Origin of the sequence: Stenotrophomonas sp. RIT309, assembly GCF_000632045.1 — a bacterium.
GTDB lineage: Bacteria > Pseudomonadota > Gammaproteobacteria > Xanthomonadales > Xanthomonadaceae > Stenotrophomonas > Stenotrophomonas indicatrix.
The window spans coordinates 1-22,226 of the sequence record NZ_JFYS01000005.1; the positions used below are offsets into that span (position 1 = coordinate 1).

General features: G+C 66.6%; 20 protein-coding genes and 3 tRNA genes. 9 read left to right on the plus strand and 14 right to left on the minus strand.

Annotation, left to right across the window (positions count from 1 at the left end; translation table 11 throughout):
• Window position 1: 1 nt before the first annotated feature.
• From BW38_RS16325 to BW38_RS16310, 4 genes are all read right to left on the minus strand, one after another.
• Window positions 2–77: transfer RNA gene (locus BW38_RS16325), tRNA-Ala, on the minus strand.
• Window positions 78–259: 182 nt separating this feature from the next.
• Window positions 260–335, minus strand: a tRNA-Glu gene (locus BW38_RS16320).
• Between the two features lie 49 nt (window positions 336–384).
• Window positions 385–460, minus strand: a tRNA-Ala gene (locus BW38_RS16315).
• 142 nt (window positions 461–602) lie between these two features.
• The gene (locus BW38_RS16310; RefSeq protein ID WP_025879240.1) at window positions 603–1,001 is read right to left on the minus strand and encodes a heavy metal-responsive transcriptional regulator; all 399 of its coding nucleotides are present in this window, start codon (window positions 999–1,001) and stop codon (window positions 603–605) included.
• A gap of 183 nt (window positions 1,002–1,184) precedes the next feature.
• Here BW38_RS16310 and BW38_RS16305 point away from each other — a divergent pair, with 183 nt between their 5' ends.
• The 8 genes from BW38_RS16305 (at window position 1,185) to BW38_RS16270 (ending at window position 11,191) form a co-directional block, all read left to right on the plus strand.
• Window positions 1,185–2,252, plus strand: coding sequence for a helix-turn-helix domain-containing protein (locus BW38_RS16305; RefSeq protein WP_032975236.1), 1,068 nt, complete (start codon window positions 1,185–1,187; stop codon window positions 2,250–2,252).
• 85 nt (window positions 2,253–2,337) lie between these two features.
• Window positions 2,338–3,141 carry a TlpA disulfide reductase family protein gene (locus BW38_RS16300; RefSeq protein ID WP_032975237.1) on the plus strand — a complete coding sequence of 268 codons (804 nt, stop codon included), beginning with the start codon at window positions 2,338–2,340 and terminating at the stop codon, window positions 3,139–3,141.
• 30 nt (window positions 3,142–3,171) lie between these two features.
• A complete protein-coding gene (gene dsbG, locus BW38_RS16295; RefSeq protein ID WP_032975238.1) occupies window positions 3,172–4,014 on the plus strand; it encodes a thiol:disulfide interchange protein DsbG in 843 nt (280 codons plus the stop codon).
• A gap of 520 nt (window positions 4,015–4,534) precedes the next feature.
• Window positions 4,535–5,977 (plus strand): DcaP family trimeric outer membrane transporter, encoded by a 1,443-nt coding sequence (locus BW38_RS16290; protein ID WP_032975240.1) that lies wholly within the window; start codon window positions 4,535–4,537, stop codon window positions 5,975–5,977.
• 78 nt (window positions 5,978–6,055) lie between these two features.
• On the plus strand, window positions 6,056–7,408 hold the full coding sequence (gene adiC, locus BW38_RS16285; protein ID WP_025879235.1) for an arginine/agmatine antiporter: 1,353 nt from the start codon (window positions 6,056–6,058) through the stop codon (window positions 7,406–7,408).
• A 20-nt stretch (window positions 7,409–7,428) separates the two neighbouring features.
• A complete protein-coding gene (locus tag BW38_RS16280; protein WP_032975241.1) occupies window positions 7,429–9,717 on the plus strand; it encodes an Orn/Lys/Arg decarboxylase N-terminal domain-containing protein in 2,289 nt (762 codons plus the stop codon).
• 28 nt (window positions 9,718–9,745) lie between these two features.
• On the plus strand, window positions 9,746–10,648 hold the full coding sequence (locus BW38_RS16275; protein WP_032975242.1) for a cation diffusion facilitator family transporter: 903 nt from the start codon (window positions 9,746–9,748) through the stop codon (window positions 10,646–10,648).
• Window positions 10,649–10,756: 108 nt separating this feature from the next.
• The gene (locus BW38_RS16270; RefSeq protein WP_025879232.1) at window positions 10,757–11,191 is read left to right on the plus strand and encodes a RidA family protein; all 435 of its coding nucleotides are present in this window, start codon (window positions 10,757–10,759) and stop codon (window positions 11,189–11,191) included.
• Here BW38_RS16270 and BW38_RS16265 read toward each other — a convergent pair.
• From BW38_RS16265 to BW38_RS16245, 6 genes are all read right to left on the minus strand, one after another.
• Window positions 11,188–11,901: an energy transducer TonB gene (locus tag BW38_RS16265; RefSeq protein WP_032975243.1), complete on the minus strand. Its 714-nt coding sequence runs from the start codon at window positions 11,899–11,901 to the stop codon at window positions 11,188–11,190. The two genes, BW38_RS16270 and BW38_RS16265, sit on opposite strands and share 4 nt — an antisense overlap.
• Window positions 11,902–12,227: 326 nt before the next feature.
• Window positions 12,228–12,767 (minus strand): hypothetical protein, encoded by a 540-nt coding sequence (locus BW38_RS21175; RefSeq protein WP_051584910.1) that lies wholly within the window; start codon window positions 12,765–12,767, stop codon window positions 12,228–12,230.
• Window positions 12,764–13,291, minus strand: a complete 528-nt coding sequence (locus tag BW38_RS16260; protein ID WP_032975244.1) for a hypothetical protein — start codon at window positions 13,289–13,291, stop codon at window positions 12,764–12,766. The genes BW38_RS21175 and BW38_RS16260 overlap by 4 nt, the downstream gene beginning before the upstream one ends.
• A 68-nt stretch (window positions 13,292–13,359) precedes the next feature.
• Window positions 13,360–13,584, minus strand: a complete 225-nt coding sequence (locus BW38_RS16255; RefSeq protein WP_032975245.1) for a hypothetical protein — start codon at window positions 13,582–13,584, stop codon at window positions 13,360–13,362.
• Window positions 13,569–14,282, minus strand: a complete 714-nt coding sequence (locus tag BW38_RS16250) for a glutamine amidotransferase (protein WP_032975246.1) — start codon at window positions 14,280–14,282, stop codon at window positions 13,569–13,571. Before BW38_RS16250 ends, BW38_RS16255 begins: the two co-directional genes overlap by 16 nt.
• Complete coding sequence (locus tag BW38_RS16245; RefSeq protein ID WP_032975247.1) at window positions 14,279–15,052, minus strand: YggS family pyridoxal phosphate-dependent enzyme; 774 nt, start codon at window positions 15,050–15,052, stop codon at window positions 14,279–14,281. The genes BW38_RS16250 and BW38_RS16245 overlap by 4 nt, the downstream gene beginning before the upstream one ends.
• A 75-nt stretch (window positions 15,053–15,127) precedes the next feature.
• Between BW38_RS16245 and ptsJ the strand changes: the two genes are divergently transcribed.
• Entirely contained in the window at window positions 15,128–16,411 is a 1,284-nt protein-coding gene (gene ptsJ, locus BW38_RS16240; RefSeq protein WP_032975248.1) for a transcriptional regulator PtsJ, read from the plus strand.
• A 10-nt stretch (window positions 16,412–16,421) separates the two neighbouring features.
• Here the strand turns inward: ptsJ and BW38_RS16235 are convergent, their stop codons facing one another.
• From BW38_RS16235 to imuA, 4 genes are all read right to left on the minus strand, one after another.
• Window positions 16,422–16,928 carry a hypothetical protein gene (locus BW38_RS16235; protein WP_025879224.1) on the minus strand — a complete coding sequence of 169 codons (507 nt, stop codon included), beginning with the start codon at window positions 16,926–16,928 and terminating at the stop codon, window positions 16,422–16,424.
• Between the two features lie 82 nt (window positions 16,929–17,010).
• On the minus strand, window positions 17,011–20,121 hold the full coding sequence (locus BW38_RS16230) for an error-prone DNA polymerase (protein WP_032975249.1): 3,111 nt from the start codon (window positions 20,119–20,121) through the stop codon (window positions 17,011–17,013).
• A gap of 5 nt (window positions 20,122–20,126) precedes the next feature.
• On the minus strand, window positions 20,127–21,536 hold the full coding sequence (locus BW38_RS16225; protein WP_032975250.1) for a DNA polymerase Y family protein: 1,410 nt from the start codon (window positions 21,534–21,536) through the stop codon (window positions 20,127–20,129).
• Window positions 21,537–21,545: 9 nt separating this feature from the next.
• Window positions 21,546–22,160, minus strand: coding sequence for a translesion DNA synthesis-associated protein ImuA (gene imuA, locus BW38_RS16220; RefSeq protein WP_032975251.1), 615 nt, complete (start codon window positions 22,158–22,160; stop codon window positions 21,546–21,548).
• Between the last annotated feature and the right edge of the window lie 66 nt (window positions 22,161–22,226).

A 22,226-nucleotide genomic window follows, 5' to 3' on the forward strand; every position in this document is an offset into this window, starting at 1 on the left:
GTGGTGGAGCCAAGCGGGATCGAACCGCTGACCTCCTGCATGCCATGCAGGCGCTCTCCCAGCTGAGCTATGGCCCCGTGTTACCGAGCCGCCTATCATACCTGCCTGTTCACATTTGTGGAAGCTTTTTTTGAAGCTTTTTCATCGAATCGTTCATTGCCACAAGGGCAGGAGCGTTCCGACGCCACAACCTGAATGCCGGTGGGCGGTGAACAAAAAAGACCCGGTTATCGGCCGGGTCCTCGTTGTTCATGATGAGTGGCGTCCCCACGGGGATTCGAACCCCGGTCGCCACCGTGAAAGGGTGATGTCCTAGGCCTCTAGACGATGGGGACGCACGAAAAACTTCAAGTTGTAGAACTCTCGACGGCCTAATGTCGAAAGTGGTGGAGCCAAGCGGGATCGAACCGCTGACCTCCTGCATGCCATGCAGGCGCTCTCCCAGCTGAGCTATGGCCCCACGTCGCTGAGGAGCGAAATAATAGCTGTGCCCCCGGGGGTTGGCAAGCGCTTTGTTGCACTTTTCTACACATGGCGCGCGATGGCGCGGAGGCGATTTCCGCCTGCCAGGCAGCACATGTGTCGACGCAGACGTCAGGCGCTCAGCGGTCTTCCCCGGTCAGCGCGGCCAGGATCGGGCACTGGTCGAGCGCGCCATGTCCGGGGCAGGCATCGACCAGTTGCGAGAGGGCGCCATGCATGCGCTGCAGTTCGGCCATCCGCAGTTCGATGTCCTGCAGTCGAATCCGCGCGGTGTCACGCACGCTGCCCATGTCCTGCGGAGGATGATCGCTGAGGGAAAGCAGTTCACCGATCTCGTCCAGGCTGAAGCCCAGAGTCTTTGCCCGGCGGATGAAGCGCAGGCGTCGCAGATCCTGCTCGCCGAAGATGCGATAGCCACCTGCCGTACGTGCCGCGGTGGGCAGAAGCTGCTGACGTTCGTAGTAGCGGACGGTGTCGATGGGGACGCCGGCCTGGCGTGCCAACTGACCAATGTTCACGGCGGACTCCTCTGGACCTGCCGTGCATAGTCATCCCTGGACTCTGGTCAAGAGTCAAGGCTTTGCCTGCGTCACCCATTCAGCACACTTTGCAACTTTCTTCATAGCCCCCGGGGCAAAGCAGTTCCTACCCTCAACCTGAACCGGCCGCTCGACGGCCTGAACCGGAAGAGGAGGTGGGGAGTGGAGGGAATCAGCAACGAAGGATTCGTCGAGGTTGCGGTGGTTGAATACCCCGGAGGCGACCCGTCGGCTGCATCGGTGCTTGCCGAAATGGCGCACGTCGCCAATCGTCTGGCGCAGCAGCAGCGACGGCCCTGCAAGCGGGTGCTGGTCACCCGCTGGATTGTGCCTGCCAGCAATACCGGCGTGCATCGCATTGCCGGTGCCGAAATGCTGGACGCGGCAATTCCCGCAGTGATCGCCTTGCCGGGCCAGGTCAGTTCCGGTGCGTCGCTGCGCGCCGAGGATGTCCTGCTGGACTGGTTGCGGGCCCACTACGACGGCGGCAGCCTGCTGGCCGCCGCAGGTGACGGGGTCAGTGTGCTGGCACGGGCGGGTCTGTTGACGGGGCGCACGGTGTCAGGCCCTGACCTCAACCGCCATCCGGCGCTGCAGGTGCAGGTCGGCAGCTGGGCACCCAGTGAGCGTGCACTCGTCGATGATGGCGATCTGCTCACCGTGGGCGGGGCCCAGGCCTGGCGCTTCCTCGGTCTGCGCCTGCTGTACCGGCTGCACGGCCAGGGCGTGGCCAGCGCGGTGGCACAGCAGTTGGGGATAGTGGTGCCAGTGGGGATCCAGCAGGATCTCGAGCGATTCAGTGCCAACTTCGCCCATGGTGACCGTGACGTGCTGAAGGCGCAGCGCTGGCTGCATACCACGGCTGCACGTGGGGCGACGCTGGGGGCAATCTGTGAGATCTCCGGCCTGGAACCGCGGACCCTGCAACGCCGTTTCCTGAAGGCGACCGGGCTGCGGCCCATCGAGTACTGCCAGCGACTGCGCGTGGCCAAGGCGCAGACGTTGCTGCAGCAGGGCGCCAGCATCGACGAAGTTGCCTGGGGGGTGGGCTACGCTGATCAGAGCGCATTCCGCCGGCTGTTCCTGCGCATCGTCGGCATGACGCCCGCCAACTATCGTCGCCACGTCAGCAATAAACGCCGCGACCGTCCGCTGACGCCTGCCGTGGCCGGCAGTCTGCGAGGGCTGCGCGCCTCGCCAGGCACGCAGCTGGGGCGCAACGCCGCTTGATGAATGCTGTTGGATGCGTCGTGCTTGCATCGCAGGCACGACGCTTTGACCATGCGGGTCTGTGCAGGCGAGAGCGGGTGAGCTGATGTCGAGTGTTGGGCCGGTGCCGATGCCGGTGGTGTTGATCCTGATCTTCCTGTTGCTGGCGATGGCCATTGCGCGGTTCTGGTCGCGTGCTGAGCCTGGCCAGGCTCGGCCACCTGCAGCCGGGATGGTGCTGGACATGCTGCTGGTTGGCCTGCTGTGTGGCCGGCTGTCCTTTGTTGCCGCGCATTTCAGCCTTTATCGTGAAGCTCCCTGGAGCGTGCTGCAGATTGCCGATGGTGGGTATCACCTGCCCGTTGTGATCGGCGCTGGATTTGCCTGGGCGCTGTGGCGACTGCGCAGGCATCGCGCGTTGAGGGCGCCGGTGCTGGCAGGTGCGCTGGCCGGACTGCTGCTGTGGGGCGGTGCAAGCCAGGGGCTCGCGTACTGGCAGGCAAAGCAGATGCCGCTGCCGACACTGCAGGTAGTCGACCTGCAGGGCAGGGCGATTGACCTGCAGCAGTTTCACGGCAGGCCGCTCGTGCTGAACCTGTGGGCCAGCTGGTGCGGCCCGTGTCGCCGGGAGATGCCGGTACTGGCGACGGCCCAGCAGAAGCATGCCGATATCCAGTTCGTCTTCCTCAACCAGGGCGAGACCCTTGCCGAGGTCCAGACCTTTCTAGCCGCTGAACACATCTCGCTGGGCAACGTCCTGCTGGATGAGTCATCGGCTGCCTCTACCTCGCTGGACGTCCGGGCTTTCCCCTCCACGCTCTTCTTCGACGCGCAGGGGCGGTTGCAGGAACTGCATCTCGGCGAACTGACCCAGGCCGGTCTTGAACACAAACTGCGCCGGCTGCGGTAGCCTGCGCTGGCATCCCACTACGGAGTTTCCATGTTGTCGATTTCCCCGCGCATCGCGCATACGCTGATGCTGCCGGCCATGCTGGCGCTGGCTGCCTGCAGCCAGGCACAGACCCCACCGGGCAAGGGTGCCGCTGCACCGGCAACGGCTTCGGCAACGGCAGCCGCCAGGAAGGGTGAGTTGCCAGCTGTCCTGAAGGGCATCGAGAAGCATGGCTTCGAGGTGGTCTCCGAATTCGACGCGCCGGGCGGCCTGCGCGGCTTTGCCGGCATGGTTGGTGGCCAGCAGCCGGCGGCGGCTTACGTGACCGCCGATGGCAAGCATGTGCTGGTGGGTAGCCTGTTCGACGCCGAGGGCAACGAAGTTGCAGCCGAGACGCTGGAGAAGCTGGTTGCCGCGCCGATGTCGGCCAAGATGTGGAGCAAGCTGGAGGCCAGTGCCTGGGTACGCGATGGCAAGGCCGATGCGCCGCGCGTGGTGTACACCTTCAGTGATGCCAACTGTCCTTACTGCCACAAGTTCTGGGAGGCGGCACGGCCCTGGGTGGACGCAGGAAAGGTGCAGTTGCGCCACATCATGGTCGGCGTGATCCGCGAAGACAGTCCGGCCAAGGCGGCGGCGATCATGGCCGCGCGCGATCCCAGTGCGGCACTGCTGGAGAACGAGCATCAGTTCGATCGCGGTGGCATCAAGCCGCTGCCTAGCATCAGCCGGGACATCGCAGCCAAACTGGATGCCAACCAGGTGCTGATGGTGGAGATGGGCTTCCAGGGCACGCCCGGCATCCTGTTCCAGGATGCGCAGGGCCAGGTGCAGCGACGTGCCGGCCTTCCGCAGGGCAACGATCTGCAGGCGGTACTCGGCCCACGCTGAGGCCCCCGGGCTGCTGAACCGAGTGACAGGCCCACATGGCGACATGTGGGCCTGTTGCTTTCTGCGACAGTCCCGGCGAAGAGGGCTGCGCACGTCACGAACAGATGTCACGTCTGAATCGTGACTGACATCAAGCATTTCGCTTTGATCCCAATCAAGGCCAAAAACGACAGTCGAACTAGCCTTGGCGCATGGAATACAGCGTCACTGCGCTATGGATGCCGCACAGGTCATGCCCTCGAGAGGGCGTGCGCGCAATGCCATTCACGACATTCTCACCCAGCGCTTGTTACCCAGACCCCTGCGGTCGCCACCCCTTCGGCAGCGCTGCCGCAGTGGAAGCGACTCCGGCGCTGTCCGGGCAGGTGGGGCAATGTCATCGCCCTGTTGCCTGCATCGCGCAGGCTGGCGACGGTCGTCGACGCAGTACCCGCATTTCCAGCAACGGCTCGTTGAGGTCGGGGCGGCGCACGCGCGCTGCTCGGCCGCGCGGCGGAAGTTCCAGTCCGGGGAGGATGCAATGCGCTTGGCGGTACTGAGTATGGGGTGCCTGACGGCGATGGCAGCGATGCCGTTGCACGCACAGGATGATGCGCAGGCATTGCGTCGGGAGATCGACGCGATGCGGCAGACGCTGCAGGGCATGCAGCAGCGTCTGGACCAGCTTGAACGACGCGAAGAGCGTGCGGCTGCGGCTCCCGTTGTACTGCCGACGCCGACGCCCGCTGCGTCGCAGGCGACCACGACGGTGTCAACCGCCAGCGGCATCCTGCACCCGACCCAGGTTCCCGGCGTGTCGCCGACCGTGCTGCCCCAGCGTGAATCGGTGGCCGATCCGTCAACGGCGGCCTCGCGCCCGGACAGCGCCGCCGGCCCGACCGATCCGGACCTGAAAGGCTTCTTCGCCATTCCCGGCACCGACACCGTGATCCGCATCGGTGGCTATGCCAAGCTCGATGCGATTGCGGATTCGCGCGGCGCCGGGGACGAGGATCAGTTCATTCCCTCGTCGATGCCGGTGGGCGGCAGCCATCGCGATGTTTCGAACTTCAACATCCACGCCAAGCAGACGCGTTTCAGTTTCGAGGCGCGGCGGCCGACCACCCATGGCAACCTGCGCTTCTATCTGGAGAATGACTTCTTCGGCAGCAGCGATGGCTATCAGTTCCGCCTGCGCCATGCCTATGGCCAGCTTGGCAACACGTATGCGGGTTACGGGTATTCCAGCTTCATGGACCCGGACAGCCTGCCCGACACGCTGGATTTTGCCGGACCCGGCGGCGCCGGTTACCTGCTGGTGGCCGGCATCCATCACAGCTTTGCACTGGGCAAGGGCAACACCCTGACCCTGGCCGCCGAAGACCCGGACACCGAGCTGGCCGGCGCCAGCGATGCGATGGCGGCGGTCAATCGATTGCCGGATGTGAGTGCCATCGCGCGCATGGAGCGTGACTGGGGCCACCTGCAACTGGGCGTCGTGGCGCGCAATCTTGCCTACGACGGCGATGCCCGCCGTGACCGCGTCTTTGCCGGTGGCGCGCAGCTCAGTGGCTCGGCCTCGGTGGGGGAACGCGATCTGTTGCTGTTCGGCGCGCTGGGCGGCCGCGGCCTGAGCCGCTATACCGCCGATCTCACCGGTTCCGGTCTTGACGCCGTGGTAGGTGCCGATGGACGCATCGATGCGCTGGACCTGCACGGTGGCTTCGTCGGCTATACCCACTACTGGTCGGATCTGTGGCGATCGAACCTGATCTACGGCCAGCTGACCCTGGAGCGCAATGCGGCGCTGCCGACCGATGCATTCCGGCAAAGCCGCTATGGCGTGTTCAACCTGATCTGGAGCCCGGCACCGTCGTGGACGATGGGCATGGAACTGCTGTACGGCCGCCTGCAGCAGCAGAGCGGAGCACGCGGCGACACGGTCCGGGTGCAGGGCAGCCTGCAATACAACTTCATCAAGTAAGCGCCAGCGGCAGCACGCCAGCGTAGCCATTCCCCACGCCCGGGTTCACCGGGCCCATGCCAGGTACAGGAGATTGTCATGGCAGAAGCAAAGAAAATCGGGGTGGTCGGAGCCACCTTCCTCGTCGCCGGCAACATGATGGGCTCAGGGGTGTTCCTGCTGCCCTCCAGCCTGGCCAAGATCGGTACCGCCTCGATATGGGGGTGGCTGATCACCACGGCCGGTGCGCTGCTGCTGGCCTTCGTGTTCGCCAAGCTCGGCAAGCTGGCGCCCAAAGCGGGTGGCCCGTATGCGTATGCACGCGATTGGTTCGGTCCCTACATGGGCTTCCAGACCAACACCATCTACTGGTTCGCCAACTGGATCGGCAACGTTGCCATTCCCATCGCGGCGGTGGGCTACTTCAGCTACTTCTTCCCGATCCTGTCCGAGCCGCTGGTGCGCTGCATCGCGGTGCTGATCCTGGTGTGGGCGCTGAGCTTTGCCAACATGATCGGACCGGCGTTCGTCAGCCGCGTGCAGACGGTCACCACCAGCTTCGCGCTGGTGCCGATCCTGGGTATCGCCATCTTCGGCTGGTTCTTCTTCGATGCCGACATCTTCAAGGGGGCCTACAACGTCTCCGGCGAGTCGAACTTCGGTGCGATCTCCAGTGCTGCGGCACTGACCCTGTGGGCCTTCATCGGCGTCGAGTCGGCCTCGGTCACGGCCGGTGTGGTCGAAAACCCGGAGAAGAACGTGGCCCGCGCCACCCTGGCCGGTGTGTTCCTGGCCGCCATCGCCTACATCGCCAGCTCGTCGGTGATCATGGGCATGGTGCCCAACGGCGAGCTGCAGGTGTCTGACGCGCCGTTCGCACTGGCGGCGGCCAAGGCCGTCGGGGGCTGGGGTGGTGCGCTGGTCAGCCTGTGTGCCTTCATCGGCGCCGCAGGTTCGCTGGGCGGCTGGATCCTGCTGACCGCGCAGAGCGCCAAGGCGGCCTCCGATGATGGCCTGTTCCCGAGCATCTTCAGCAAGACCAACAAGGACGACGTGCCGGTCAAGGGCGTGCTGATCGTGGCCGTGCTGATGACCCTGGCGGTGCTGGTGACCTCCACCTCGAAGACCGCCTCGGCCCAGTTCGACGTGATCACTTCGGCGGCGGTCGTGCTGACGCTGCTGCCTTACATCTATTCATGCGTGGCCTGTTACTTCGTGGTGGAGCGGTCGCACACGCTGGTGCACACCGGTGCGTTCTGGACCCTGACCAGTCTGACGGTCGTGTACTGCCTGTGGGCGATCTACGGCTCGTCGGGAACGATCGTGCAGTACGCCTTCCTGTTCGTGCTGTTCATCACCGTGTTCTATCCCTTCTTCAGCGAGGAGCGTCGCCAACAGCGGCAGCGTTCCCGCGAGGCGGCGGCAATTTCGTCCGGCGCCCAGCGTTCCTGAGTTAGACAAGGAGAATCAACGTGTATTTCAAGTCCCTGGATTATCCGGTCATCGTCATTGACGGTGACTACGACTCGCCGCGCATCGGCGGCATCCTCATCCGTGCGCTGGTGGAAGAGCTGCGCAGCAATGACCAGCGCGTGCTGTGCGGCCTGAACCTGGACGATGCCCGTGCCGGCGCCCGTACCTATGTGGCCGCTTCGGCGGTGCTGATCTCGATCGACGGCAGCGAGGAGGTCGATGGCGAGTTCCAGCGCCTGACCGCCTTCCTGCGCGAGCAGAGTGCGCGCCGGGCCAACCTGCCGGTGTTCCTGTATGGCGAGCGCCGTACCATCGAGAAGGTGCCGAGCAAGCTGCTCAAGTACATCCACGGCTTCATCTTCCTGTTCGAAGACACCAAGAGCTTCATCTCGCGCCAGGTGATGCGTGCGGCCGAAGACTACATGCAGAACCTGCTGCCGCCGTTCTTCAAGGCGCTGATCCACCACGCGGCCGAGTCGAATTATTCCTGGCATACGCCTGGCCATGCCGGCGGCGTGGCTTTCACCAAGTCACCGGTCGGGCGGGCCTTCCACCAGTTCTATGGTGAGAACACGCTGCGCAGCGATCTGTCGATTTCGGTGCCGGAGCTGGGCTCGCTGCTGGATCACACCGGCCCGATCAAGGAGGCCGAGGACGAGGCCGCGCGCAACTTCGGCGCCGACCACACCTTCTTCGTCACCAACGGTACGTCAACGGCCAACAAGATCGTGTGGCACGGCACCGTGGCCCGTGGCGACGTGGTGTTCGTCGACCGCAACTGCCACAAGTCGCTGCTGCATTCGCTGATCATGACCGGCGCGGTGCCGGTGTACTTCACGCCCAGCCGCAATGCGCACGGCATCATCGGCCCGATCAGCCTGGACCAGTTCACCCCGGAAGCCCTGCAGCAGAGCATCGCGGCCAATCCGCTGGCCAGCCAGGCCTACCAGGCCGGTTCCAAACCGCGTATCGCGGTGGTGACCAACTCGACCTACGACGGCCTGTGCTACAACGCCGAGAAAATCGCCGAGGAGATCGGCAGCGCGGTCGACTTCCTGCATTTCGATGAGGCCTGGTACGCCTATGCCGCGTTCCATCCGTTCTACGAGAACCACTACGGCATGGCCAAGGGCAAGCCGCGCGAGCAGGACGCGATCATCTTCACCACTCATTCCACGCACAAGCTGTTGGCCGCGTTCTCGCAGGCCTCGATGATCCACGTGCGCAATTCGGCCAGCCGCGACCTGGACGCCGAACGCTTCAACGAATCGTTCATGATGCATACCTCGACCAGCCCGCATTACGGCGTGATCGCGGCGTGTGATGTTGCCTCGAAGATGATGGAAGGGGATGCGGGGCGTTCGCTGGTGCAGGAAATGCATGACGAGGCGATCGCCTTCCGCAGGGCGATGCTGCATGTACGCGACGATCTGGGCCGCGATGACTGGTGGTTCAGCGTGTGGCAACCGACAAAGGTCGAGCGCAGCCTGGACAAGGGCGATACACCGGCGCCGCTGGTCGCCAAGCGCGAGGAGTGGTACCTGCAGCCCGATGCGCATTGGCACGGGTTCGAGAACCTGGTCGATGACTATGTGCTGATCGATCCGATCAAGGTGACCCTGTTGACGCCGGGGCTGTCGATGGACGGCAGCATGGGCAAGCTGGGCATCCCGGCTGCGGTGCTGAGCAAGTTCCTGTGGGGCCGCGGCATCACCGTGGAGAAGACCAACCTGTATTCGGTGCTGTTCCTGTTCTCGATGGGCATCACCAAGGGCAAGTGGAGCACGCTGGTTACCGAGCTGATGGCGTTCAAGGAGCTGTACGACCGCAACGCGCCGCTGACCCAGGCGCTGCCGTCGCTGGCCGCCGATTATCCCCATGCCTATGCCGGCTGGGGCCTGCGTGACCTGTGCGACGCATTGCATGCGTTCAACCAGGAGTTCGCGGTGGCCAAGGTGATGCGTGAGATGTACGTGGACCTGCCGACGCCGGTGATGACCCCGGCCGATGCCTACAACCACCTGGTGAAGGGCGAGATCGAGCGGGTCGACATCGAGCAGATCAGCGGCCGCATCGCTGCAACGATGCTGGTGCCGTATCCGCCGGGCATCCCCACGATCATGCCGGGCGAGCGCTTCGGCGACCACGACGAACCGATCATCCAGTCGCTGCGCATCGCCCGCGAGCAGAACGCGCGCTTCCCGGGCTTCGAGTCGGACGTCCATGGCCTTATCATCGAGCGCGATGGCGACGTGCCGTCCTACAAGGTGGAGGTGCTGAAGGCCTGAGCCGGTACGGTCGGCCCTTCGGCGGACGATGGATACCGCGCGCGAGCAACGCATCCTGAAGTTCTCGATCGGGGTCACCGTGGCGGTCAGTGCGGTCGGCTTCATCGGTGGCCTGCTGGTGGGATCGCAGGCCATCCTGTTCGACGGCATCTACAGCCTGGTCGACGTAGCCCTGACCCTGGTGTCGTTGTCGGTGCTGCGGCTGGTGGCGCGGGAGCACAGCCCGCGCTTCCAGTACGGCTATTGGCACCTGGAGCCGATGGTCGAGGCGCTGGGCGGGGTGATCCTGTCGCTGGCCTGCGTGTATGCGCTGGCCAACGCGGTGATCGGCTTGACCACCGGCGGGCACGAAGTGAAGTTCGGACCGGCGCTGTGGTGGGCGGCGCTGCTGAGTGCCAGCAACCTGGGCATGGCCGCGTTCGTGGCCCAGCGGGCCCGCAGGCTGCAGTCGGCATTGCTGTGGCTGGATGTGCGCGGCTGGTTGCTGGGGGGCTTGATGAGCCTGGCGGTGGTGCTGGCCTTCGTATTGGCGCTGGTGCTGCATGGTGGCCAGTGGCACTACTGGGTGCCCTATCTGGATTCGATCGTACTGGCGCTGATCAGCCTGGCGGTGTTGCCGGTGCCGGCGCGCAGTGCGTGGAAAGCCATGCGTGAAGTGTTGCAGGTGGCGCCCGATGACCTGGACGAGCGCGTGCAGCAGGTGATGCAGGCATTCGTGGCCGAGCATGGCTATGCCGGCTTCACCAGCCATGTAGCGAAGATGGGGCGGATGCGCTTCATCGAGATCCACATCCTGACGTCGCCGTCTACGCCGCTGGGCACGGTGGGTGAGGTGGATGCGATGCGCGATGAGATTGCAGTGCGGTTGGACGCGCGAAGCAGCACGTTCTGGCTGACGATCGATTTCACCGCGGATCCGGCGTGGACCTGATCCTTCCGATCGTTGCGTGCGTTGGACCGCTCTGTTGCATGCAATTGGTTTGACCTCAACAGCAGTTGAGGTCGCAGACTGCATCGCATTCCCCACAAGGCATGCGGTATGAACCTGCTGACCACCCCGGACTTCAGCCATGGCCTGCTGGATCTGTTCGATCCGCCCGGCCTGCACGATCCCAGTGCCAACGGATATTCGCATGTGGCGGTGGTGCGACTGCCAGCGCGTGTGATCCATATCGCCGGACAGGGAGGCGAGGACGACCAGGGAAGCCTGTCGCCGAGCTTCGAGGAGCAGGTGTCGCAGGCACTGGACAATCTGCAGACCGCGCTGCGGTCGGCGCATGCGGATCTGGCCGATGTTGCACGACTGCGGATCCTGGTGGTCGACCACGACGAGGATCGCCTGGGCATCATCGCCCGCCAGGTGCGGCGACGTTGGGCCAATCGCGCAGCGCCGACCTGCACGTTGATTCCGGTGCCGCGGCTGGCGTTGGACGGAATGCTGTTCGAGATCGAGGCAGAGGCCTACAGCGCTTAGCGCAGGTAGTACTCCACCGGCACCACCAGTTCCTGCGGAGCTGGCAGTTCTTCTGGAATCCGGGGCAGAGGCTGGGCGCGGCGGAATGTCTGCAGCGCGCTTTCATCCAGCATCGGCTGTCCACTGGACTGTTCCAGGCGCAATGCCCGCAGGTGGCCGTCGCGGTCGATGCTGGCCCTGACCCATGCGGTGCCCTGCTGGCGCCGCGACCTCGCTGCGGCGGGGTAATAGCGGTAACGCTCCAGCCGCGCCATCAGGCGGGCTTCCCACTGGTCGCTGGCGGCGCCGGCCTGGAAGTCCGCCGGTGGTGCGTCCGGAGCGGGCGGTGCGGCCGTGATCGATGCCGGTGCGGAACGGGCATCGGTCGCGGCCGCAGGTGGGGCCACGGGCAAGGGCTGGTGGCCGTCGCCATTCTTCTCGCTGGCGGCGAGGTTGCCCTCGGGTGCCGCCGTGGCCCGCGGTGGTGGGGGTGTTTTCCGCGCCTCGGCTGCCCGCGATTGCTGGGCCTGGCTGAAGCGTTCGGACTGCAGTTCTTCCACCGGCTGCGGCGGCGTGGCTGGCGCCAGCAGGCGCAGGCTGATGCGCACGTCCTGTTCCGGCGGCGGCTGCAGCGGCGGGGTGGACATCCAGTGGACGAACAGCAGCAACGGCAGCAGGTGCAGCCCGATGCTGATCGTCACCGCTTGCCAGTGCTGCCGACGCTCACTCATCGCTGACTACCCCGGACGGGTCGGCGACGTCGGCAGCGAGCAGAGGGCCAGTGACCGCATCAGCACCTGAGGCAAAGCTGTGTTGGATGAGTTTGCGACGGACGTGGGCGTGCAGCGGCCGGTAGCGGGCTGCGCACAGCTGCGCGACATCCGTCGATTCGACAGGCATGGGCACGGGGCGGGCGACGGCTGGGGAAGGGAACAGCCCGCGGCGGCAAGGGCAGCGGCGTCACGTTACAGTAAAGAAGAATCATTTGCATCTGTGTTTGTGTGCGCCCGTCCTGCGGTAGTGCCACGCGGGCGTGCGCTGGCACGCGTAGAGCGGGCTATGGCGAGCGCGCGGCGCGTTCCATCTGCAGCAGCAGGCGGTGCGCGGGGAACATGCGCAGGCTGGGGTAGCGGGCGCGGTAGTAGGCATTCCAGTAACTGGCAGCGCGCTGTCGGCAGAGGTCGAAGAATGCGCGGTTCTCGCCAATGAGCGCGGCATAGCGCTGCAGGCCGGTCTGTTGCGCCGTGATCGCCACGGCCGACGCGACCTCGTCCACGTACTCCCCCAGCAAGGCCAGCTGGAAGGCATGCACCCAGGGCATCGGCGAGGGCCCCAGCTTCTCGATCGCACGTTGCCGTACATGTCCGTCGCAGTGACGCGAGAGCAGGCAGAGGCAAAGGGCGCGCGTATCACCCTGCAGTTGGGATGCGAGCCGGAACAGGTCCGTGGCGTCGGCGTAGATACGATAAGGGAACCGCAGCAGTTCGCCTTCGATGATGAGGCTTCGTTCGCCATTGCCCGACAGGTTGTCGATCCGGCCCAGCCGTTGCTGAAGGTCGGTGCAGGTTGCCTGCAACACGCGGGGAACGTCGATCAACGCGACGGTTCCGCCAGCGTGATGCCGCGATAGTCGCAGTGGATCTGCAGGCTCTCCGTGGCGTTGGGGTGCAGATCGAAGTCGCATCGCTGCAGTGCATCCTTGGCCGCTGCAACGGCGTCGGCATGGCGGCTGACGCGCTGCTGCTGCCAGCGCAGTGGAGTGAACACGCCCAGCGGAAGCAGGCGCAGGCGCTGGCCGTGCAGGACCAGCGAGACATCCACATGACGCCCGTCCAGATCGTGGCCATTGGCGCCGAAGATGGCGTCGATCTCATCATGGCGATGCCGATAGCAGCAGCGGAACACGGCGATGCCCAGCCGCCGGACCACGCGCCGGAAGCCGCCCAGCTGTCCCTGGCTGCATTCGAAGCCGCGGGTGACCAGCAGACGAAGCGTGGACGGCAGCAGGGCCTGCGCGTCGAGCAGGCGCTGCAGAACCTCGGCCTCGACGATGACCTGTGACGCGGGCCAGCGTGGGGCAATGCGCAGGCCGTCGATGGTGCCGCGTGACAGTTTCAACATGCGTGAAGCTTCGCATGGGAGTGGGTAGCCGGGTAGTGCCGGCCGCTGGCCGGCTCCTGGCGCGATGGTCAGAGATCGCGGTACTGGATCTGCGCGGCCAGCACGCGCAGGCCATCGGCGGTGCTGGAGAGGATGCGCTCCTCACCGATGCCCTTCTGCCGTTGCAGGGTGAAGCCTTCGGCAGCGGGCAGGCGTGCGGCGATGGCATCAATGCGTTGCAGCGCGTTGGGACCGTCGCAGTCGACATGGCCCCAATGGATGCCGTTGTGCTGGATGGTCAGGCGGTAGTGCATTGGCGGGTCTCCGGCAGGTCGTGCAGCCACTGATGGAACATTGCGGTCGCCGCGGCGGCGAGAGGCCCGCCGTAGCGGCGGGCCTGCGTGCGCAGGTCGACGGGATCGATACCGGCCGCGGCCAGTTCCAGCGCATGGCCGATCAGCCAGCGCTCGAACTGGCGCGCATCCAGTTCGGGATGGCATTGCAACGCGAGTGCATGGTGGCCGATGGCGAAGGCTTGGTGGCGACAGGCGGGCGTACTGGCGAGGCGGCGTGCGCCCTCCGGCAGTTCGAAGGCTTCACCATGCCAGTGCAGCACCGGGATGCCCTGTAATGCCTGCAAAGGCGAGCGCTGGCCTTCATCGGTGAGCAGCAGCGGTGCAAAACCAATTTCCTTGCCGCCGGTGGGGGCAACGACAGCATGCAGTGCGCGCGCCATCAACTGGGCGCCCAGGCAGATGCCCAGCGTCGGCCGCTGTTGCTGCAGGCGACGCTGCAGCAACGCGATGCTGTCGGCGAGGAACGGGTAGGCCGCTCCATTGTTGACGCTGATCGGGCCACCCAGCACCACCAGCAGATCGGCATCTTCGGCTGCATCGAGTGCATCCACGCCGGCTTGCAGTGTATGTACCTGCCATCCCTGCGCGAGCAGCAGCGGATGCAGGGTGCCAAGATCTTCAAAGGCCACGTGCTGCAGGGCAACGGCGCGCTTCATGCCGGTGCTCCCGGGGTGGGCCAGTAGAAGCTGTCGGGCGTGGAGCGTGCACCGAAGATCGCCTGGCCAACGCGGACGACGGTGGCACCTTCCTCGATGGCGACTTCAAAATCACCGGACATGCCCATCGACAGCTGCGACAGGTCCAGGCCTGCCGGCGCCGTCTGCTGAAGCTGGTCGCGCAGCTCGCGCAGGCGCACGAAGCAGGCGCGTACGCGTTCCACCTCGGGGGTGAAGATGGCGAGGGTCATCAGGCCACGCACGCGCAGGCGGTCGAAGGCGGGCAGCTGCTGCACGAAGTCGGCCACCGCCGCCGGCTCCAGGCCGTATTTGCTGGGCTCTGCCGAGGTGTTGACCTGTACGAACACATCCAGCGTGCGGTCCTCCAGCAGCAGCCGCTGCTGCAGCGCCTCGGCCACGCGCAGGCTGTCCAGCGCCTGGAACTCGCTGGCGAAGCGTGCGACGTAGCGGGCCTTGTTGGTCTGCAGGTGGCCGATGACTGACCAATGCACGCCAAGGTCGGCCATGGCCTCGGCCTTGCGCTGCGCCTCCTGCACCTTGTTTTCCCCCAGCTGGTGGCAACCGGCGGCTACGGCCATGCGGATGCGTGCTTCATCGACGGTCTTGCTGACCGGCAGCAGGCGCACGCTGGCCGGATCACGACCGGCGCGGGCACAGGCGCTGGCGATGCGCTGGCGCACGGTGGCCAGGTTGGCGGCGATCTGTTCGACGGACTGGGCGACGGGCCAGTCGGCGGGGGCGAGGGACATGGGGCACCTCCGGTGCGGGGTGGCCAGGGTGGGATACACTGGCACAGGACAAGAGATAGTTTGGCATAGGACAAAATGAAAATCACCGGGAACAGCGCCGAAGCGATCTTCGACAGCATCCGCGAGGGCATCGGTAGCGGCCATCTGGCGGCCGGCAGCGTGCTGCCGCCGGTGCGGGATCTGGCCGATCGACTGGGGGTCAACCGCAATACCGTAGCCGCTGCCTACAAGCGGCTGGACGCGGCGGGCCTGGCCAGTACGGCAGGGCGTCGCGGCACGGTGGTGCGCGGCCTGCCGGCGACGATGGCGCGCGAGGGCAGTGCACCGGGATTGGCCCTGCACGATCTGGCCGGCGGCAACCCGGATCCGCGCTGCCTGCCCAGCCTGCGGGTGGCTGCGACGTCCTCGCGCCTGTATGGGGTGGAGACGGTTGATCCACGCATGCAACGCCTGGCACGGGCCTCGCTGGATGCCGATTGCCCGCCGGGCTATGCGCTGGAACTGAGCCACGGCGCGGTCGATGGCATCGAGCGCCTGCTGTCGGCGTGGCTGCTGCCGGGGGACCGCATCGCGGTGGAGGATCCCTGTTTCCTGGGCAGCCTCAATGTCCTCGGTGCGGCCGGACACGTGCCGTTGCCGGTGGCGGTGGATACGCACGGCATGCAGGTGGAATCACTGTGGCAGGCGTTGGATGCGGGTGCACGCGCGGTGCTGCTGACCCCACGCGCACACAATCCCACCGGTGCCAGCCTGGATGCGAAGCGTGCGCGTGCGCTACGCCAGTTGCTGGCCGGCTATCCGCAGGTGGCGGTGCTGATCGACGATCACTACGCGCTGCTCTCGCAGCAGAGCTATCACTCGGTGCTGCCGATGGACGGTCGGCGTTGGGCGCTGCTGCGTTCGTTGTCCAAGGCATTGGGCCCGGACCTGCGCGTGGCCTGGTTGGCCTGCGATGGGCAGACCGCGGTGCGCCTGCGCCTGCGCCTGGCGGCGGGCACCGGCTGGGTCAGCCATCTGCTGCAGGATGCAGCCAGTTCGGTATTGGAGTCGGCGCAGCAACGGGCGAAGGTGGCTGCCGCCGGTGAGCGCTACCAGCAGCGGCTGCAGGGTCTGCAGGCCCTGCTGCAGGCGCGCGGGCTGCCGACACCGATGCCGATGGAAGGCTTGAATCTGTGGCTGCCACTGCCGGCCGACAGCACGCCGCAGGTGCTGGCGCTGGCGGCGCGTGGCTGGCATGTGCGTGGGGGTGAAGTCTTTGCGGTATCTGCACCGGCGCATGGGTTGCGCATCACCTGTGCGGCACTCGGCCCGCCGCAGCAACGTCGGTTGGCCGATGACCTGGCGGCGGTGATGCGCTGAGCGTGCGCGCTCAGGGCGCAGCGCTGGCGCCGGGGCGCACGTAGTAGGACTGGCCGCTGTCGTCGAGGAACACCAGCTCCGGCTTGCCCTGCCAGGAACTCAGCATGGCGCCGGTGTTGTTCTGGTGCTTGACCATCAGGCTGGCACCGCGGTCCGGGTTGGCCACCACCTTGAAGACTTCGGTGGTGCCGGTGGCATCGTCAAGGGTCAGCAGGGCTTCGCCACCCCGGTCGCTGGTGCCGTAGCCGCCGCGCTCGGAGCCATCGGGGCCGAGCAGGATCAGGCCGGACAGGGCGGTGGCACGCGGCCCCTGCGGGCGGCCCCGGCTGAGGGGGTCGGGAACCGGGGCGCCGAGGATCACCCGCGGCTGGCCGCTGGCATCGTGGATGATCAGGCCGCGCGCTTCGATCACGCGGTGCGGTGACTGGCTGCGATGCAGGTTCCAGGCGGTCCAGCCGGAAACGAGCAACGCGAGCATGGCGACCACCAGGGTGGTCAGGGTCAGGGCACGAGCCATTGTGTATTCCTTCCTTGGACGTGGCCGACGATAGCGGAATCCGGTCGGCCGTGGCCAGTTCGGTGTGTGACGGTGTGTATCGTCAATGGAAGTCGCGGCTGTGGCTGCGCAGCCCCTGCAGCAGTTCGTCCAGGCAGTGCATGCGCTGCACGATCACATGCTGCACGCCATCCACGCGTTCCAGCCGGCCGTCGATCTGCATCAGCTGCGTATCTACCAGGATGTGGTGCTGGCGGTCGGCCAGATGTCGCCAGACTACGGCGTTGACCATGCCGGTTTCATCTTCCAGGGTAAGGAAGGTGACACCGCTGGCGGTCTGCGGGCGCTGGCGCATGCGTACCAGGCCGGCGATGCGTACGCGCCGGCCATGACCATGGTTGGCCAGCTGCGCGGCATCCAGGCAGCCACGGGTTCGCAGCTGCGCACGCAGGAACGACATCGGATGGCGGCCGAGGGTGGTGCCGGTGCTGCGGTAATCGGCCTGCATGTCTTCCCAGGCGCTGGGCAGGGGCAGGGCCACGCGCGCTTCGGCGGTGGCGCGGGCCTGGTCGAACAACGGCAGGCGGTTCTCCACGCCGGAGATATCCCAGCGTGCGCGGTGGCGATGGCCGCTGAGGCCGCGCAGGGCGCCGGCATCGGCGAGCAGGCCCTGCTGGCGGCGATCCAGTGCGGTGCGCTGGCAGAGATCGCCGACATCGTCGAAGGGGCGCCGTGCGCGTTCACGCATGATGATCTGCGCGGCCGGTTCGCTGCAGCCATCGACCAGGCGCAGGCCGAGCCGGATTGCCGCCGCGCCCTTGCTGAAGTCCAGCGTGCAATCCCAGTCGCTGTGGCGCACGTCCACCGGCAGTACCGTGATGCCATGCCGGCGCGCATCCTGCAGCAGCTGGTCGGGGCTGTAGAAGCCCAGTGGCTGGCTGTTGATCAGGCTGGCGGTGAATGCAGCCGGGTGGTGGCACTTCAGCCAGCAGCTGGCATAGGTGAGCAGGGCGAAGCTGGCCGCGTGGCTTTCCGGAAAACCGTAGTCGCCGAAGCCCTTGATCTGCTCGAACAGGTGCTCGCCATATTCCAGACTGAAGCCGTTTTTCAACATGCCCGTCAGCAGCTTTTCGCGGTGCGGTTCCAGGCCGCCACGACGCTTCCAGGCGGCCATCGAACGGCGCAGTGCATCGGCTTCGCCTGCGGTGTAGCCAGCCGCGTCCACCGCCAACTGCATGACCTGTTCCTGGAACAGTGGCACGCCCAGTGTGCGCGCGAATACGCGGTCGAGCTGGGGGGGATAGAGTGGGTTGTCCGGATCGTTCAACGCATCCGGGCCTTGTTCGCGCAGGATCCGCCGACGTTCCAGGTAGGGATGCACCATGTCGCCCTGGATCGGCCCGGGGCGCACGATCGCCACCTCGATCACCAGGTCATAGAAATTACGCGGCTGCATGCGTGGCAGCATCGCCATCTGCGCGCGCGACTCGATCTGGAACACGCCGATGGTGTCGGCGGCGCAGATCATGTCGTAGGTCGGCTTGTCATCGTCCTCGATTGCATCCATGCGTCCTTCGTGCAGGCCGTGCTGCTGCAGCATCGCCAGGCATTTGCGGATGGCGGTGAGCATGCCCAGTGCCAGGCAGTCGACCTTCATCAGGCCGGTGGCGTCCAGATCGTCCTTGTCCCACTGGATGACGGTGCGGTCGGCCATCGCTGCGTTCTCCACCGGCACCAGCGTCGACAGCGGATGCTCGGAAATCACGAAGCCGCCCGGATGCTGCGACAGATGGCGCGGAAAATCGATCAGCTCGGCGGTCAATGCCAGCAGCCGGCGCATCAACGGTGTTTCCGGATCGAAACCGCGCTCGCGCAGGGTTTCCGGCAACGGAATGTTGCCGCCCCAATGGTCCATCGCCGCGCCCAGCTCGTTGACCTGGTCCATCGGCAGGCCCAGCGCACGGGCGACATCGCGGATCGCGCTGCGGCCACGGTAGCTGATCGCCACCGCCGTCAACGCGGCACGCTCGCGGCCATAGCGGTTGAACACGTACTGCAGCACTTCCTCGCGGCGCTCGTGCTCGAAGTCGATGTCGATGTCCGGTGGTTCATCACGCTCGGCCGAGATGAAGCGCTCGAACAGCAGGTTGCTGCGCGCTGGGTCGATCTCGGTCACGCCCAGCACGAAGCACACCGCTGAATTGGCGGCCGAGCCACGGCCCTGGCAGAGGATGTCCTGGCTGCGGGCGAAGCGCACGATGTCCTGCACGGTGAGGAAATAGGAGGCGTACTGCTTCTGCTTGATCAGTGACAGTTCGTGCTCGATCTGCTTGCGCTGGGCTGGCTCGATGCCCTTTTTCCAACGCCAGGGAATGCCGCGCTCGACCAGCACGCGCAGCCAGCTGTCCGGGTCGTGGCCTTCGGGCACCAGTTCGCGCGGGTAGGTGTATTTCAGCTGGTCCAGGGAGAAGTGGCAGCGTTCGGCGATGCGCAGGGTTTCTGCCAGCAGGTCGGGCGGATACAGCTGGGCCAGTGCAGTGCGCGGGCGCAGATGGCGCTCGCCGTTGGCAAACAGGCGCCAGCCAGCCTCGGCCACGCTGCAGCGGTGGCGGATCGCGGTCAGCGTGTCCTGCAAGGCACGACGCCGGCGCACGTGCATGTGCACATCGCCACTGGCGACCAGCGGCAACTGGTGGCGCTCGCCGAAGGCCTGCAGCTGCTGCAGCCGGCGCGTGTCGTCGTGTTCGTGGTGCAGCTCCACGGCCAGCCACAGGCGCTGCGGAAAACAACGGCGCAGCAGTTCCAGTTCGGTGGCCGCCGGTTGCCGGTCCAGCCACAGGCACAGCAGGCCCTCGGGCAGTCCCTGCAGATCCTCGCGCAGGCAGCGGTATCCGCCCTTGGCTGCCCGCCGGCGACAGGTGGTGATCAGCTGGCACAGCCCGGCGTAAGCGGCTTGGTTGGTGCACAGCAGGGCCAGCTTGGGCCCGTCTTCAACCTGGAATTCGGCACCGACGATCAGCGCCACGCCGTGCGTCTTCGCCGCCTGCCATGCGCGCACGATGCCAGCCAACGAGCATTCGTCGGTGATGGCCAATGCGCGGTAACCCTGGCCGGCAGCGCGTGCGAACAGTTCCTCGGCGGTGGACGCGCCACGCTGGAAGCTGAAGGCCGACAGGCAGTGCAGTTCGGCGTATCCGGGCAGATCGGTGTGCATGGGGCTCAACCGAACCAGCCGTGCAGCATCCACGGCGCATGCGGATCATTGCGCGTGCGGAAGGCCCAGCCCCGCTGGCCCTGCGCGGTTTCCACCACGTAATAGTCGCGGCGTGCATCGGCCTGGTCCCACCAGCCCGATTCGATCCGTTCCGGCCCGGCGACGATGCGCAGGCGCGGATCGCGCAGCGGCTGTGGCGTCTCCAGCAGCCAGCCGGGGCGCAGCGGCCACCAAGCGGGTGGCTTGGCCGGTGGCTGGGTGCCACTGGCGCGTTCGGGGCGGTGGTCGGCCTGCACGGCCAGTGGCTGCACGGCGTCATCGCCGAGGCGGGCACGCAGGCGCTCGCGCAGCTGGGTCCATGGCATCGCCTGCGCCGGGCGGGTATCGAACAGGTCACGTGCGGCCGGCACGAACGGCGGCAGCTGCTCGGCCTGCAGGCGCAGCGCACGGCTGCCGGCGGGCAGGGCGAAGGCTTCCATGCGGTTGCGTGCGATCTCGAACAGCAGCGCCGCATCGCGTTCGGGGGCCAGCAGGCCGATGGTCAGCACGCTGGCCGGCAGCAGGTCATGCTCGAAATGCAGATCGAAACGCTGCACGCCACCATCGCGCGAACACAGGAATGCGGCCAGATCCAGCAGCAGGCGCCGCAGCGGGAACAGCAGGGCCTGGCTGGATTCGATCTCGTATTCGAATTCGATGCGCGCATCGAACCGGTCCGGCGGCTGGTAATAGCGCAACGGCGCGTTGCCCAAACCGCGCACGGCATCCAGCTGCTGCAGTACCTCGGGGGCGAAGCGGCGGGCCAGGCTTTCGCGCGGCAGGTCGAAGGCCGCCCCCAGCGTGCGCAGGCCGGAGCGTGCCAGCACGGTCACTGCATCAACGGGCAGGCCACTACGCGCCAGTGGCAGCTGTGCCAGTGCGGCGGGCAGCTGCTGCGCATCGATGCCAAGGCCATCGTGCACATTGGCCAGCACGCGCGCGGCATGCGGGTTGGGGGCAGCGACCAGGCGATGGCGGAAGCCCAGGTCGTGCAGGTCGTTGCGCAGGCGTTGTTCGATCGTCAGCCAATCGCCGAACAGGGCACGGCTGGCACCGATTTCCAGCACCAGCGCATGCGGAAAATCGAGGCTGACCAGCGAGCTGGTGGCATACAGCCAGCTGGCCAGCAACTGCCGGGTGTGCTGTTCGGCGCTGGGATCGTAGTCATGCAGCTGCAGGTCCTGCACCAGCACCTGCGCGGCCGACAGCAGCATGCCCGGGCGCAGCCCCGCTGCCCGCGCGGCAGGGCTGACCGCACGCAGCACACGACGCTGCGCCGGCCCCTGCAGCAGTACCAGTGGCCGCTGTGGATCGGGCTGCAGGCGCAGCACGCTGTCCAGCGCCAGCTGCGGCAACAACAGGCAGGCCCAGTGCATGGCGCGGCCTCAGTGGGCGATGGCCAGCGGCAACGGCTGCGCTGGTGGCAGCCCGCCGCGGCACTTCAGCACCCGCACCTGGCCATGGTCGAGCTGCAGGCGCAGGCTGGCCGGGGAGGGGTTGCGGGCGGCGCGGGCCTCGCGGAACACGAAACCCAGGCACTGGCCACTGTCGGCGGCAACCTGCAGGCGGCGCAGGGCACGATCGTCGGCCTGCTGCGGCCAGCACAGCACGGCGGCGCAGGCGGCAGAGCGCAGGCACTGCTCGGCCGCCCACAGCGCCTGCTTCGGCGCGGCGTGGATGATCTGCAGCTGGGCCAGGTCGAGCCCGGCGGCGGCCCATGCCGGGGCGTGCGGGCGATGGGGTGGGGCGACCAGCACGATCGGCCGTGGTTGCTGGCTCAGCTTTGCCAGCGCTGGCCAGACCAGGGCCAGTTCACCGACCCCGGGTGCGGCCTGCAGTACTTCGCACAGCCCGCTGGCTGGCCAGCCACCGCCGGGCAGGCGCGCGTCCAGCGCCGGGTGGCCACTGGCCAGATGGTCGCTGGCCTGCCCCTGGCGTGCCGGCCCGCGCCAGACCTGGCGGCCGTCCAGCAGGCGGTCGAGGGCGACGACGGCGCCCATCAGCCGGTCCTCCGGGGGAGGCGCCGGGCTGGCGGGAAGCGGCAGAAGTGGGCGGAAACGGCAGGC